11 protein-coding genes are annotated in these 15,101 nt (G+C 65.9%); 6 read left to right on the top strand and 5 right to left on the bottom strand.

All coding sequences use genetic code 11. The features are described 5' to 3' along the window. Positions 1–20: 20 nt before the first annotated feature. The 3 genes from L0M17_RS10655 to L0M17_RS10665 all read left to right on the top strand — a co-directional run bounded on the left by L0M17_RS10655 (position 21) and on the right by L0M17_RS10665 (position 3,454). Positions 21–800 (top strand): TetR/AcrR family transcriptional regulator, encoded by a 780-nt coding sequence (locus tag L0M17_RS10655; protein WP_241053937.1) that lies wholly within the window; start codon positions 21–23, stop codon positions 798–800. Further along, complete coding sequence (locus L0M17_RS10660; protein ID WP_241053938.1) at positions 797–2,884, top strand: acyl-CoA dehydrogenase family protein; 2,088 nt, start codon at positions 797–799, stop codon at positions 2,882–2,884. Before L0M17_RS10655 ends, L0M17_RS10660 begins: the two co-directional genes overlap by 4 nt. A 120-nt stretch (positions 2,885–3,004) precedes the next feature. After that, positions 3,005–3,454: an Hsp20/alpha crystallin family protein gene (locus tag L0M17_RS10665; RefSeq protein ID WP_308196856.1), complete on the top strand. Its 450-nt coding sequence runs from the start codon at positions 3,005–3,007 to the stop codon at positions 3,452–3,454. A 165-nt stretch (positions 3,455–3,619) separates the two neighbouring features. Here the strand turns inward: L0M17_RS10665 and glgA are convergent, their stop codons facing one another. Then, on the bottom strand, positions 3,620–4,816 hold the full coding sequence (glgA, locus tag L0M17_RS10670; RefSeq protein ID WP_241053939.1) for a glycogen synthase: 1,197 nt from the start codon (positions 4,814–4,816) through the stop codon (positions 3,620–3,622). 106 nt (positions 4,817–4,922) lie between these two features. Here glgA and glgC point away from each other — a divergent pair, with 106 nt between their 5' ends. Together glgC and L0M17_RS10680 are read left to right on the top strand one after the other, a co-directional pair. After that, positions 4,923–6,329: a glucose-1-phosphate adenylyltransferase gene (gene glgC, locus L0M17_RS10675; RefSeq protein WP_308196857.1), complete on the top strand. Its 1,407-nt coding sequence runs from the start codon at positions 4,923–4,925 to the stop codon at positions 6,327–6,329. 11 nt (positions 6,330–6,340) lie between these two features. Then, positions 6,341–7,810, top strand: a complete 1,470-nt coding sequence (locus L0M17_RS10680; protein WP_241053940.1) for an SDR family oxidoreductase — start codon at positions 6,341–6,343, stop codon at positions 7,808–7,810. Between the two features lie 122 nt (positions 7,811–7,932). Here L0M17_RS10680 and L0M17_RS10685 read toward each other — a convergent pair whose 3' ends face one another. The 4 genes from L0M17_RS10685 to L0M17_RS10700 form a co-directional block, all read right to left on the bottom strand. After that, positions 7,933–8,244 carry a putative endonuclease domain-containing protein gene (locus L0M17_RS10685; protein ID WP_241053942.1) on the bottom strand — a complete coding sequence of 104 codons (312 nt, stop codon included), beginning with the start codon at positions 8,242–8,244 and terminating at the stop codon, positions 7,933–7,935. A 756-nt stretch (positions 8,245–9,000) separates the two neighbouring features. Then, a complete protein-coding gene (locus L0M17_RS10690; RefSeq protein WP_241053943.1) occupies positions 9,001–9,852 on the bottom strand; it encodes a transglutaminase family protein in 852 nt (283 codons plus the stop codon). Further along, a complete protein-coding gene (locus L0M17_RS10695) occupies positions 9,849–10,775 on the bottom strand; it encodes an alpha-E domain-containing protein (RefSeq protein ID WP_241053944.1) in 927 nt (308 codons plus the stop codon). The genes L0M17_RS10690 and L0M17_RS10695 overlap by 4 nt, the downstream gene beginning before the upstream one ends. Before the next feature lie 27 nt (positions 10,776–10,802). Next, entirely contained in the window at positions 10,803–12,359 is a 1,557-nt protein-coding gene (locus tag L0M17_RS10700) for a circularly permuted type 2 ATP-grasp protein (RefSeq protein WP_241053945.1), read from the bottom strand. A 99-nt stretch (positions 12,360–12,458) separates the two neighbouring features. Between L0M17_RS10700 and pepN the strand changes: the two genes are divergently transcribed. Next, a complete protein-coding gene (gene pepN / locus L0M17_RS10705) occupies positions 12,459–15,089 on the top strand; it encodes an aminopeptidase N (RefSeq protein ID WP_241053946.1) in 2,631 nt (876 codons plus the stop codon). The last annotated feature ends 12 nt before the right edge of the window (positions 15,090–15,101 follow it).

Consider the following 15,101-nt stretch of genomic DNA (forward strand, 5'->3'; position numbering starts at 1 on the left):
TACCTGATACGCTGGGTATCGTGAACCTCCCCCCTGCGGACCAGAGTTTCGAACGTGCCGTCATCGCCCCACCCGCGCACGACGACGAGCCCCGGCCCGCCGTCGACGGGCGTGCTGCGCGCTGGGCGAACCACCGGGAGGAACGACGCAGGGACCTCATCCGAGCCGCGCGCCACGCCGTCCACCGCCTCGGCCCGGAAGCCCCGATGGACGACATCGCGGCCGATGCGGGGACCTCGAAGTCGGTCTTCTACCGCTACTTCGGAGACAAGGCAGGTCTTCAGGCCGCGATGGGCGAGGTGGTCCTGACGCGCATGCAGGAGCGCATTGCCGAGGCAGCTCGCGCCGCCGAGTCTCCATACGAAGGCCTCCGTGCGATGGTGACTGCCTATCTCGGCATGGCGGCGAGTTCTCCTCACGTGTACGAATTCGTCACGCGTGTGCCTCCGGGAAGCCAGGCGGACGCCGAAGCCGGGGCAGCCTTCGGCAACTTCTTCGGCGCCGTCGGCGGCATGATCGAGGAGCCCATGCGCCGCCTCCTCTCCCCCGGGCGCCAAGACACCATCACCTTCTGGCCGACCGCCGCGATGGGGCTCGTCCGCGCCGCGGGCGAACGCTGGCTGGAAGCCCCCGACGATCAAACCAAGCCAACCCTCGACGCCATGGCCGGGCTCATCGCCGACTGGCTCTACGCCGGCATAGCCACAGAGGCAGAGGAATCGAAGGCAGGTCCGCTCGCGGGCACCGCCTCTCCATCAAACGCCCCCCTGCATAACGGTGAGAAGAAGGGAAAACCATGACAGAACTTGCCTCCGAAGCCCCCGACGCTGCGGCATCCGCAGACCTTGGCGACGACGCCGACGACGCCGCACGCGTCGACGTCGCCGCGCTCGCCGAACAGCTCCTCGGCACGTGGGCCAGCACCCGGCGCGAGGCCCGCGAGCTCGCCGGCCACCCTGAACTCCACAAGATCGAGGGACTCACTCATCACGAACACCGCGAGCGGGTCTTCAGCCAGCTCAAGTACCTCGTGGACCACAAGGCCGTGCACCGGGCCTACCCGAGGGAACACGGAGGCTACGAGGACCACGGTGCGAATATCGCCGGCTTCGAGGAACTCGTTGCTGCCGACCCCTCACTCCAGATCAAGGCCGGCGTCCAGTGGGGCCTCTTCGGCGCCGCTGTGCTTCACCTCGGTACAGAGGAGCACCACGCGAAATGGCTCCCCGGAATCATGTCCCTCGACATTCCGGGCTGCTTCGCGATGACCGAGATCGGGCACGGATCCGACGTCGCGAGCATCGCCACCAGTGCCACGTACGACCCGAAGGCGGAAGAGTTCATCATCCACACTCCCTTCAGGGCGGCCTGGAAGGACTACATCGGGAACGCGGCGAAAGACGGACTGGCCGCCGTCGTGTTCGCCCAACTCATCACGAAGGGCGTCAACCATGGCGTCCACGCGTTCTTCGTTCCACTCCGTGACCGTGAGACGCACGAGTTCCTTCCCGGCATCGGCGGTGAGGACGACGGCATCAAGGGCGGGCTCAACGGCATCGACAACGGACGCCTCCACTTCGACCACGTCCGTGTGCCCCGCACCAACCTCCTCAACCGCTATGGGGACGTCGCGCCTGACGGCACGTACTCATCACCGATCGCAAGCCCGGGGCGACGCTTCTTCACTATGCTTGGCACGCTTGTCCAAGGCAGAGTCTCCTTGGACGGTGCTGCGACCGCCGCGTCGAAGCTCGCGCTCACGGTGGCCATCCGCTATGCCGAAGAGCGGAGACAGTTCAACGCGTCGTCCGACGCCGCCGAAGAGGTTCTCCTCGACTACCAGCGGCACCAGCGCCGACTCCTCCCCCGCCTCGCGACCACCTACGCGATGAGCTTCGCCCACGAACAGCTCCTCGAGAAGTTCGACGGCGTCTTCTCGGGCCGAAGCGACACCGACCAGGACCGGCAGGACCTCGAGACCCTGGCAGCGGCCCTCAAACCGCTCTCCACGTGGAACTCGCTCGACATCCTCCAAGAGTGCCGCGAGGCCTGTGGCGGTTCGGGCTTCCTCATCGAGAACCGCTTCGCCTCGCTTCGCGCGGACCTCGACGTCTACGCGACTTTCGAGGGGGACAACAATGTGCTCCTACAGCTCGTCGCCAAGCGGCTCCTCAACGACTACGCGAAGGAGTTCCGTGGCGTCAGCGTCGGGGCGCTCGCCAAGTTCGCGCTCGGCCAGGCAGCCGGGGTCGCCTACAAGACCGGGCTGGGCGCCGTCGCCCAATTCGTCCGCGACAGCGGCCGCGCTCAGCGCGCGGCGCTCGCGCTCCGCGACGAGGACACCCAGCGCCTCCTGCTCGCCGATCGCGTCCAGACAATGGTGGCCCAAGTGGCCCAAGCCCTCCACGGGGCCAGCCGACTCCCCCAAGCCGAGGCTGCCGCACGCTTCAACGCGCACCAGAACGAACTCATCGAGGCCGCACGCGCCCACGGCGAGCTTCTGCAGTGGGAAGCGTTCACCGAATCACTAGCCGGGATCACCGACCCCGCGACACGGAAGGTCCTCACGTGGCTCCGGGATCTCTTCGGCCTCTCACTCATCGAGAAGCATCTCGCGTGGTACCTCATGAACGGCCGGCTCAGCATGCAGCGCGGACGCACCGTCGGGGAGTACATCAATCGGCTCCTTGCCAAGCTCCGCCCTCACGCCCTCGACCTCGTCGCAGCGTTCGGATACGGGTCTGAGCACTTGCGAGCGAGCATCGCGACAGGCGCAGAAGCAGAGCGCCAGGCCGAAGCGGCGGCGTACCTCGAGGCCCAGCGCGCCTCCGGTGAAGCCCCCAGGCTCGAGAAGCACACCAAGAACTCCGGGCCAAAGTCCTGAGACCCTTGTGCGTGTTCGCTCTGAGCCGGTTTCCGGCACCTTCCCCGCCGCGATTCGTGAGGTCTAGCCTGAGGGCAAGACCCGGCCAAAGGACCGGGCAAGACCCACGAGGAGGTTGCCATGGGTGATGGATGGTCCCGTCGCGGGAACTGGGACATGCCCGTCCCGCCGCCGTTCCGCCGTTTCGGGTTTCCCGAGCAAGTCCGGCGCTTCATGGAAGGCGATTGGGACACGGGATGGCTGCGCGTTGAAGAGTACCGAGAGGGCGAGACGCTCGTCGTGCGCGCGGAGCTGCCTGGCATAGACCCCGAGAGGGACGTCGACGTCAGCGTCCACAACGGAGAACTCAACATCCGCGCCGAGCGACAGGAGAGCACGGAGAACAGCGGCAAGGAAGGCTACCGCTCCGAGTTCCGGTATGGCTCGTTCGCACGTACCGTGCAACTGCCCCGGGGGGCCCGCCAGGAGGACATCAGGGCGAGCTACAAGGACGGCGTGCTCGAGATCCGTGTGCCGGCGGCCACCGAGGGTGGGCCGGGTCCCACGAAGATCAACGTCAGCCGGGACTGACGCCCTTCACCGTCCGGCTGCCCAAGTCGATCCGGCTGCCCAAGTCCAATCCGGCTGCCCAAGTCCAATAACGACGACGGCGAGCGGCCCACGCGGGTCGCTCGCCGTCGTCGTCCGCTCCCTGAAATAAGGAGTGCCGCAGCGTAGGAGCGCTGAAGGGAAGAGCTAGGCGAGCACAGAGCGGTAGACCTCGAGGGTCTCCTTGCCGATGCTGTCCCACGAGAAGTTCCGTTCCGCGCGAAGACGGCCGGCCTCGCCCATCTCCCGGGCCCGCGCGGGGTCGGAGACGACTTGGGTGAGCGCCGCCGCGAAGTCGGCGATGAACTTCTCCGGGTCGAGCGGGGTCCCGGTGCCGTCGGTGACCTGCTCAATCGGAACGAGCAGTCCGGTCGTTCCGTGGTCGACGACCTCAGGAATGCCTCCGGTCGCTGTCGCGACCACTGCGGCACCGCACGCCATGGCCTCGAGGTTCACGATACCGAGGGGCTCGTAGATGCTCGGACACGCGAACGCGGTCGCGTGGCTCAGGACCTGAATCAGCTCGGCTCGGGGCAGCATGCGCTCGATCACGATCACGCCTTCGCGCTCCGCCTTCAGGCTGTCGATGAGCGCTCCAGTCTCCTTGGCGAGCTCCGGGGTGTCCGCGGCCCCGAGGCATAGCACGAGCTGGACGTCCGCGGGCAGCTTGGCCGCCGCTCGGAGCAGGTAAGGCACGCCCTTCTGCCGAGTGTTGCGGCCGACGAACGCGACCGATGGCTTCGCGGGATCGACGCCGAGCGCCTCAAGGTAGTTGGTGCCTTCGTCCCTGCCCCAGAGCGAGACGTCGATACCGTTGTGCACGACTCGCACGTTGCTTGGATCGACATCTGGGTAGCAGCGGAGGATGTCATCGCGCATGCCGTGGGACACAGCGATGATCGCTGACGCCGCCTCGTACGCCGTCTTTTCCACCCAGGACGAGAGACGATAGCCCCCGCCCAGCTGCTCCGTCTTCCACGGCCGCAGCGGCTCGAGGCTGTGCGCGCTGAGAACGTGCGGGATGCCGTACAGGATCGATGCGATGTGTCCCGCCATGTTGGCGTACCACGTGTGCGAATGCACGATGTCCGCTCCGGAAACCGCGGGAACGATGTCGACGTCGATGCCGAGCGTCTGCAGCGCCGCGTTCGCCCCCGCGAGCTGAGGCGGAACCTGGTGTGACGTGACAGCTGCCCCGCCGACTTCAGGATCGCGAGGCGCGCCGAAAGCATGAACACGCAGATCAACCTCCCGTGCGAGCACTTTGCTCAGCTCGGAGACGTGCACCCCTGCCCCGCCGTAGATCTCTGGGGGAAACTCTTTGGTCACAATGTCAATTCGCACGGCACCAACGTAGTCGCTGCTGGGTACGTGTTCTAGTGTGAACCGGGAGGCCTCCTCCAGCGCCGGAGGGGCACAACGGGCCGATGATGAGAGACGGGGGTGCGCCATGGCGCCGAAACGAGTATTGGCAATCGTCTTGGCCGGTGGAGAGGGAAAGCGGCTCATGCCGCTCACGGCGGACCGGGCAAAGCCCGCCGTTCCGTTCGGCGGGGCATACCGGCTGATCGACTTTGCCCTGTCCAATCTGGTGAACTCCGGCTACCGCCGGATCGTGGTCTTGACGCAGTACAAGTCCCACAGCTTGGACCGGCACATCTCGGAGACGTGGCGACTGACGCCGCTCCTCCAGAACTACGTCGCATCCGTTCCCGCGCAGCAGCGCGTCGGCAAGAGTTGGTTCCTCGGCAGCGCGAATGCCATCTACCAGTCGCTCAATCTCATCCACGACGACCAGCCCGACATCGTCGTCGTCGTCGGCGCGGACCATGTGTACCGCATGGACTTCGACCAGATGGTCCAGTCGCATATTGAATCCGGCGCGAAGGCGACCGTCGCAGCCGTGCGTCAGCCGCTGAACATGGCGAACCAATTCGGCGTGATCGAGACGGACGCCTCAAACCCGGGCCACATCTCGGCCTTCGTCGAGAAGCCCCCCACGACCCCAGGGCTTCCCGACGATCCCGATCAGTTCCTCGCCTCGATGGGGAACTACGTCTTCGACTCAGACGCCCTCGTCGAGGCACTCAAGCGCGACGCGGAACGCCTCGATACCAAGCACGACATGGGCGGGGACATCGTGCCCTACTTCGTGGAACGCGGCGAGGCTGGAGTCTATGACTTCACAAGGAACGAGATTCCGGGCTCAACCGAACGTGACCGCACCTACTGGCGCGACGTAGGCACGATCGATTCCTTCTATGAGGCTCACATGGACCTCATCTCGCCGTTGCCTGTCTTCAACCTCTACAACGCGAAGTGGCCTATCTACACCCGGCAGTTCGTCTCGCCGCCCGCCAAGTTCGTGCGCGGCATAGGCGGCAGCGTGGGCTCGGCGCTCGACTCCATCGTCGCAAGCGGTGTGGTGGTGACGGGCGGGTCGGTCGAGGGTTCCGTCCTCTCGCACGATGTGCGTGTGAACGCGGGCGCGCGCGTTCTCGACTCGGTCGTGATGGACGGTTGCGTCATCGGCGAGGGCGCGGTCCTCAACAGGGTGATTCTCGACAAGAACGTGGTCGTTCCGCCCGGGGCAACGATTGGCCTCGACGTCCGACTCGACAAGAGGCGGGGTTTCCAGGTCACGGATTCAGGGATCACCGTCCTCTCCAAAGGCCAGGTGGTGCCGGAGCCGGACGAGGACGAGCGGAAGCTCGCCTCGGCGTGGGTCTCGAAGCATCCGGCCGACTACCAGGACCGGATGGACGATCCCGACCTGTCTGATCGAGGCAGCGACAATGGCAGCCCCGTGACCGCCGGCACGTCGTCGTCGGAATCTGCGGAGGCCGCACCCCGGTAGACTAGGAGGTCATGAGCTCCACCGATTCCGCGAGCCCCGGGGCCCTGAGCCCTGAGGATATCCAAGCTTGCCTCAAGGTACTCGAAACGATCCACGAGTACGACGAGGAGCACCCGGACTTCGTCGCCGTCCGCCGGGCCACCGGCAAAATGTTTAAGGCTCACCGTCGGTACACCCGCAACCAGAAGCGGGACGCCGTCGCTGCCGCCGACAAGGCGGTCATCGCCCAGACGGCGACGGCGGCTCCTGACCGGATCGACGACGAGACAAAGGGCAACAAGCTCTCGCCATCGGCGACCGGAGACGTAGCGGGTCACCTCATCAGGCCAAGAGCCTGCTACATCTGCAAACAGCCGTACACCCAAGTCGACGCCTTCTATCACCAGCTCTGCCCCGAGTGCGCGGCGTTCAGCCATGCCAAGCGGGACGCTCGCACCGACCTGACTGGACGCCGAGCGCTCTTGACCGGGGGCAGGGCCAAGATCGGGATGTACATCGCGCTGCGCCTCCTTCGCGACGGGGCTCACACCACCATCACGACCCGCTTCCCCAAGGATGCCGCTCGGCGCTTCGCCGCCATGGAGGACAGCGGCGAGTGGCTTCATCGGCTTCGGATCGTCGGGATTGATCTCCGCGACCCGTCTCAGGTCATCTCCCTCGCCGACTCGGTCGACTCCGAGGGGCCTCTCGACATCATCATCAACAATGCTGCTCAGACGGTGCGCAGGTCCCCCACTGCCTACCGCCCCCTCGCAGAGGCCGAAGACGAGCCCCTGCCCGCCGAACTCTTGGCCTCGAATGGAGGCCCGGAGCTGCTCACGTTCGGGCACGCGCACGATCGGCACCCGCTCTCGATCGCGGGCAGCGTGACGGGGCATCCCGTCCTCGCTTCGGACGCGGTCACCGCCCTAGCCCTGTCCACCGGTTCAGCGTCGCTCGAGCGGATCGAGGCGGGGACTGCGATCGACGCCGGAGGGCTCGTGCCAGATCTCGCGAGCATCAACTCGTGGACGCAGGTCGTGGACCAGGTGGATCCCCTTGAGCTGCTCGAGGTTCAGCTCTGCAACGTGACCGCCCCGTTCCTGCTCATCAGCCGCCTCCGGGACGCGATGCGGCGTTCGACGGCGCGCCGGAAGTACATCGTGAACGTGTCCGCCATGGAGGGTCAGTTCGGGCGCAAGTACAAGGGTCCCGGCCATCCGCACACGAACATGGCCAAGGCCTCGCTCAATATGCTCACCCGTACAAGCGCGGGTGAGATGTTCACGGCGGACCGGATCCTCATGACGGCCGTGGACACCGGGTGGATCACCGATGAGCGGCCGCACTACACGAAGGTGAGGCTCGCAGACGAAGGATTCCATGCCCCGCTCGATCTTGTGGACGGCGCGGCGCGCGTTTACGATCCGGTCGTGATGGGAGAGGAAGGCACGGACTTGTACGGGGTGTTCCTCAAGGACTACAAGCCCTCCCCCTGGTGACGAGTGGGCACTTCTCGCCCGACGAGTGGGCACTTCTCGCCCGACGAGTGGGCACTTCTCGCCCGACGAGTGGGCACTTCTCGCCCGACGAGTGGGCACTTCTCGCCCGCGGGAGCTATAGATCAGGCGGCTCGCTTCGCCCATAGGGCGCGCAGTTCAGCTCGCGCACGGGCGAAGTCGTTGCGAAGGTCGTCAGCAGTGACAATGACCACGACCCATCCGGCGCTTCGAAAAGCGGCATCTCGTCTCAGGTCGCGGAGCCGCTGTTCCTCCGAAAGGTGATGGGCGCCGTCGTACTGCAGAACGACCTGGATCACCCGATAGCCGAGATCCCCGCTCGGCGAGAGCGGGTCGAAGGGTCGGAGCCGTATCTGTAGCTCCGGCTCCGGGAAATGGTACGCCAGCAGGCTCAGCCGAAGGAGCGTTTCAGGCACGGAGTCGGCACCGACTCGCATGCTCTGCAAGGCAGCTCGGGCCTTAACTATTCCGCGCATGTTGGGATGTGCCTTGAGCAGTTCAACCAGTTCCCCTTTCGTAGCGAATGGGTATTCCCGACCTTCGAACTCCGGCCGTGGGCTCCGGATCAGCTGATCGCCGAGGGCGACAAGCGAAGCCGGGCCGAGCTCATGGGCCAGATCGAGCCACGTTCTGGAAGGCGAACTAACTCGCAACCCATCCTGAAGAACCTCCACCTCGCCATCCTCTACCCGCACTCGGTGGCCTACCACCCCAGTGCGCCTCACACGAGGAGCATCCATGGGTCTGCTGAGATGAAGAAGGCTGTGGTCGGACGACGACTCAGGGAGCCAAAGCCCCTGGACTGCTGCGGCGCTACGGTGGGAGGCCCATGCATCCGCGCTAACCGCCAGATGCGCCCTCAGTCGGTCCCTGACGCTGGGTTCTCCATCGCCGGGGACGTACAGACCCCGACTCACACGAGCGACGTTCTCGCGAAGCAGGGTCCGGTAGTCAAGGCCCAAAGACGTAGCCTCGTCAGACGTAAAAGGGCGGCTCAACAATGAGCTGACAGGATCGGGCGCGGTGATCATGGCTCATGCTTACATGCACCCAGCGGCGCGCAAGGAGTTATCCACAGGGATTTGGAGGCTAATCACCGTTCGCAGCTGTGAGTGGCCACTCGTCGGGTGGGAAGTGGCCACTCGTCGGGTGGGAAGTGGCCACTCGTCGGGTTAGGCGAGGCGCGTGATCTCGACCCCCACGTCCAAGTGGGAGCCGCCGCCACCCGAGAGGATGCCCTTGAGCGGCGGCACATCGCGGTAGTCGCGGCCGCGTGCAACAGTCACATGAAAGTCGCCGGCTGGCTTGTGGTTGGTCGGATCCCAGCTGCGCCAATCGCCGTCCCACCACTCGAGCCACGCATGCGACTGGCCGGCGACGACCTCCCCCACGTCCGCCGTCGCCCGTGGATGCAGATAGCCGGAGATGTAGCGGGCCGGAATGCCCAAGCTGCGCAGGGAGCCGATGGCGAGATGAGCGAGATCCTGACAGACGCCCTCCCGCTGGTTCCAAGCCTGCTCGGCATCGGTGGTCACGCCGGTAGAACCCGGCCTGTAGCGCATCTCGCCGCGCAGCCAGTCGAACACGGCGTGGGCGGCGGCGTTCGGGTCCAACCCTTCGGCGACCTCGGGAACGCGAGCAAGCACCTCGGTGCCTGGGTCCGATAGGCGCGACTGCGGGAGCCAGTCGCTGAACTGGTCCTGGATTTCATCGCGCCGGAGCCGTTCCCAAGGGACAATCGATCCCTCCGCAGGCACCCTCTCGACGCGATGCACTTCGACCGTCGTCGTCGAGGTTACCTCGAGGTATTCGTGCGGCAACTGCATGTCGAACGCCGTGACCCGCGTTCCCCAGTAGTCGCGGTACGTGCTCACCGCTGCCTGGGACGGCAGGACACGGACCTGCGATTCGAGCACGACCTGCTGAGGTTCCGTGAGCGGCGTCATGCGCGCCTCGTTATAGCTCAGCGTGACCCGCTGGTTGTAGCGATAGGCCGTGCTGTGGACGATCCTCAGCCTGGTCATGAAACCTCTCCCACCCAGGCCAGCTCGTCAGCCCGATTGAAGTACTTGCGTGAGATCGCATCCGACGCCTGCGCCACGGCACGCTGGACACGCTCCATGTGCTCCGGCAACTCGACCATGAGGTCGTCCGTGCGATGGAACTCAAGGAACGTCCTGGCCTGCCCCACGATCCGCCGCGCGTCGTTGATGTGCCCGAGGCGGGTGTCGGACGGATCGAGCTTGGCGAGGGCTTCGTCGGCGTCACGCAACGCATAGACGATCGAGCGCGGGAACAGCCGATCCATCAAGAGGAACTCCGCCGCATGCCGGTCATCGAACGCCGCGCGTCTCGTTCGGAGGAACGACTCGTAAGCACCCGCACACCGCAGCATATTGACCCACGACATCCCCGCGGTGTGGACCTCCCGCGTCGAGAGCATCCGCGCCGTCATGTCGGCCCGTTCGAGGGACCGGCCTAGCACCAGGAAGAGCCAGCTTTCGTCGTGGCTCATCGTCGTGTCGGTCAGGCCGCCGACCATTGCGGTCCGTTCGAGCACCCAGTGGCAGAAACGGTAGGTCCCGACCACGTCCTTGCGATGCTGGCTCAGGCCGTAATAGGTCGTGTTGAGGCATTCCCACAGGCTCGAAGAAACCGTCTCGCGGGCCCGACGTGCGTTTTCGCGGGCAGCGCCGAGGGAGCCTGCGATCGACGTCGCGTGGGTGCGGTCATAGGCGATGGCATGGAGAAGTTCGGGGAGCCCAAAATCGTCGTGGTCGGGGCGGGAGCCCATGACGCCGAGCAGTTCCTGGGCCACGCTGCGCTGGTCCTCGGGAGGTAGGTGGTTGAGCCGCTCGAGGTGGACGTCGAGAATGCGTGCCGTACCGTCGGCGCGCTCGACGTAGCGCCCGATCCAGAACAGGGATTCAGCAATGCGGCTGAGCATGGAAACCTCCTCGGGGGTGGGGTGCGATCACTGCTGCTGTTCCGCCTGCCGGTCCCGCCAGCTGCTCTCAACCGGCCAGACGCTCGTGCGCTCCCGGATGCTGATCGAGTGGCGCGGTTCAGCCTCGATCGGCACGTTCCGCGATTGGGCGAGCACCCACGTGTCCTTGGACCCGCCGCCCTGACTCGAGTTGACGATGAGGCTGCCCTCCTTGAGCGCGACGCGGGTGAGGCCGCCGGGGAGAACCCACACGTCGTCGCCGTCATTCACTGCGAAGGGACGCAGGTCGACGTGGCGCGGCCCGAACTTGTCGCCGCTCAGGGTCGGCACCGTACTGAGTTGAAGCACCGGCTGCGCGATCCAGCCGCGGGGGTCTTCGATGAGTCGGCGGCGGAGCGTCTCGAGCTCCTCACCGCTCGCATCCGGGCCGATGACGAGGCCTTTCCCACCGGACCCGTCGACCGGCTTCACGACAAGTTCGTCGAGCCGGTCGAGGACCTCCTCGCGCGCCTCGTGCTCCTCGAGCCGAAAGGTGTCGACATTCGCGATCATCGGCTCCTCTCCGAGGTAGTACCGGATGAGATCGGGAACGTAGGAGTACACGAGCTTGTCGTCCGCCACGCCGTTGCCGACGGCGTTCGCTATGGTTACGCCGCCGGCTCGAGCCGCGTTGACGAGGCCCGGGCAGCCGAGCATCGAGTCGGAGCGGAATTGGAGCGGATCGAGGAAATCATCGTCGATCCGCTTGTAGATGACGTCGACGCGCTGCTCGCCCGCCGTCGTCCGCATGTACACGCGGTTCCCCCGGCAGATGAGGTCGCGTCCTTCGACGAGTTCGACGCCCATGAGTCCGGCCAGCAGCGTGTGCTCGAAGTAGGCCGAGTTGAACACGCCGGGCGTCAGCACGACGACGGTCGGCTCGTCGACGCCCGCGGGCGCGGTCCGGCGCAGCGCCGAGAGGAGGCGCCGGGGGTACTCCTCGACCGGCCGGATGCGCTGCTGGCTGAACGCCTCGGGAAGGCCCTTCGCCATGGCTCGTCGGTTCTCGAGCACATAGCTCACCCCCGACGGCACGCGGACGTTGTCCTCGAGAACCCGGAATGTGCCAGCGCCGTCGCGCACTACGTCGATGCCCGAGATGTGCACCCGCACGCCGCCCGCCGGCTCGAAACCGTGGACCTGACGATGGAAGTGCTTGCTGGAGGTGATGATGCGCCGCGGCACCACGCCGTCCGATGCCACAGACATCTTGCCGTAGACGTCGTTGAGGAACGCCTCAAGCGCCCGCACTCGCTGGGCCACCCCGCGTTCGAGGACGTTCCATTCGCCTGCCGAGATCACCCGCGGCACGATGTCAAGCGGGAAAGGCCGCTCCTCCCCCGCGTAATCGAACGTGACGCCCCGGTCCAGGAACGTTCGAGCCATCGAATCGGCACGGGAACTGACGTCTGCGAGATCGAGGCTAGCGAGCGCTCCCTCAAGCTGGCGGTACGTGGGGCGTGCCACCTGATCGGGGTCGAACATCTCGTCGTATGCGCCCGTCCGGGCGGCAGCGACAGCGTAGTCCTCGAAGAGATCAGACATAGGGGACAGCTTTTCACCAATTGGCGGCCCATGCATATTCGGCTTGTCTCCGCCTTCCCGCACCCTTGGCTTGTCGGAGGGGCGTGGTTGAATGGCCGCGTGTCGAACGAGAACCTGAGTCGTGACGAGGCAGCCGAGCGTGCTCGGCTGCTCAACGTTGAGTCGTACCACGTGACCCTTGATCTCCGCGCTGCCGAGGATCCGGGCAGCGCGACGTTCGAAACCACCAGTGTGATTGACTTCAGCGCTGTCCCCGGATCATCCACGTTCGCCGACTTCGTGGGCGAGAGGGTCTCGACCGTCGTCCTCAATGGTCGGCTGCTTGAGGAGTCGGACGTATACGACGGAGCGCGGATCCGGCTGGATGGACTCGAGGACCGAAATCGTCTCGAGGTGACGGCACACGCCCGGTACAGCCGGAGCGGCGAAGGGCTGCACCGCTTCGTCGACCCCGCTGACGGACTGACTTATCTCTACACCCAGTGTGAACCCGCCGACGCTCGGCGCTACTTCGCGAACTTCGAGCAGCCGGACCTCAAAGCGTCGATCGCCTTCACGATCCTGGCCCCGGCGCAGTGGGTTGTCACTGCCAACGGTCCTGCTGTCACGCAAGCGAAGCTGCACGCCGAAGGTGAGGATCCCGCCGTCGGCCGCTGGGATTTCGCACCGACCCCGCCGATTTCCACCTATGTAGCCGCCGTCGTCGCCGGCCCCTATCATCGGGCCCAAGACGTGTGGGTTGGTAGCGCGGACGACGGCGCCCCGCTCACCGTGCCGCTCGCCGCCTACTGCCGCGCTTCGCTCGCCGAGCATTTCGACGCCGAGCGCATCTTTGGGCTCACGAAGCGCGGTCTCGACTTCTACCACTCGGTTTTCTCTCCGGCCTATCCCTGGGGCAAGTACGAGCAGGCGTTCGTACCGGAGTACAACCTCGGCGCGATGGAGAACCCTGGGATCGTGACCTTCACCGAGCAGTATGTCTTTGCGTCGCGAGCGGCTGACTCGCAATACGAGGGCCGGGCCAACACGCTCCTTCACGAGATGGCCCACATGTGGTTCGGTGACCTCGTCACGATGCGGTGGTGGGACGACCTGTGGCTCAAGGAGTCTTTCGCCGAATTCATGGGGACTCTCGCCGTGGAAAGGGCGACAGATTGGGATACCTCGTGGGTGAATTTCGCGAATCGTCGCAAGGCGTGGGCCTATGTGCAGGACCAGCTCCCGACGACCCACCCAATCGTGGCTGACGTTCCGGATCTCGAAGCTGCGGAGCAGAACTTCGACGGCATCACCTACGCGAAGGGGGCTTCAGTCCTCAAGCAGCTCGTCGCCTACGTCGGCGAGGAAGCGTTCTTCGTCGCGGCCCGAGAGTACTTCGGGAAGCACGCCTACGGGAACACCACGCTCACGGACCTCCTCGACGCGTTGGGCCGCGCGTCCGGCAAACCGATGGAAGCATGGGCGGCTGCTTGGCTCCAGACGGCGGGGCTACCGCTGCTCGCGCCCGAGGTTGAGTACGACGGCGCCCGCCTCGCCCGGGTGGCGGTGCGGCAGACGGCAGTCGACCCTGCGACCGGCACATCCGTGCCGCGCCCGCACCGGCTCCGCGTCGGTCTCTACTCGCGGAACTCTGACGGCAAGATCGTCCGCACGCACTCGGTCGACGTCGAGGTCGCTGCCGGCCAGGCGGGCGAGCTTACGGAAGTCCCCGACCTCTCCGGGCTCACCTTTCCTGACCTGATCCTGGTCAATGACGAGGACCTCACGTACGCCAAGGTCCGTCTCGATCCGGAGTCAGAGCAGACTGTCCGCAATTCCCTTGGAGACATCGCGGACCCGCTCGCACGCGCCTTGTGCTGGACGGCCCTGTGGCATGAGGTGCGCGACGGTGAATCGCCAGCTCGCCACTACGTCCGCTCAGTTGCACGATTCGGGCCGTCCGAGTCGACCATCGGAGTCCTCCTCACAGTGCTCGACAATGCCCGGACCGCAATCGAACGCTATGCATCCTTGGCGGAGCGGGAGGCACTGCGGGGAGAGTACCTCGCTGCCGTTGGCGAGCATCTCAAACGGGCCGCTCCGGGATCCGACGAGCAGCTTGCGTGGGCCCGTGCCCTCGCGCGCGGCAGCCGGTACGGGGGTGGGGAGCTCGAGCTCGTGCGTTCCCTCCTCGAGGACGACGGCGGCATTCCAGGCATTGCGGCCGACGCTGACCTGCGCTGGTCTCTGTGGCAGGCCATGGCCGCTCAGGGCGCGGCCGACGAGTCGGATCTGGAAGCCGAACTCGCGCGGGACGCGACGGCTCGCGGACGAGTGGGCTATTGCCTCGCCCTCGCTGCGCGCCCCACACCAGAGGCCAAGGCGGAAGCGTGGAGAGCCGTCGTTGAGCGCGACGACCTCTCCAATGAGCTCCTCAAAGCGACGATCGAGGGCTTCGGGCTCGGTCCGAAGGAGCTGAGGCGGCGGTACCTCGACGCCTACTTCTCCTCTCTGGAGGAGGTATGGGCCGAGAAGTCCAATGAACTAGCCAGCAGGATTGTGACAGGCTTCTTCCCGGACAGCGACCTCGGGCCGGACGGCAGCCCGGGTGACGACGGCGTGCTGAAGCTCGCCGATTCATGGCTCGCCCAACATGTCGATGCTCCGCAGGCGCTGCGGCGCATCCTCGTCGAACAACGCGACCACCTGCGCCGTGCCCTTGTGGCCCAGTCCCGCTCCCAGAGGACGTGAAGCGGCTCCCGC

Origin of the sequence: Sinomonas terrae (genome assembly GCF_022539255.1) — a bacterium.
Lineage (GTDB): Bacteria > Actinomycetota > Actinomycetes > Actinomycetales > Micrococcaceae > Sinomonas > Sinomonas terrae.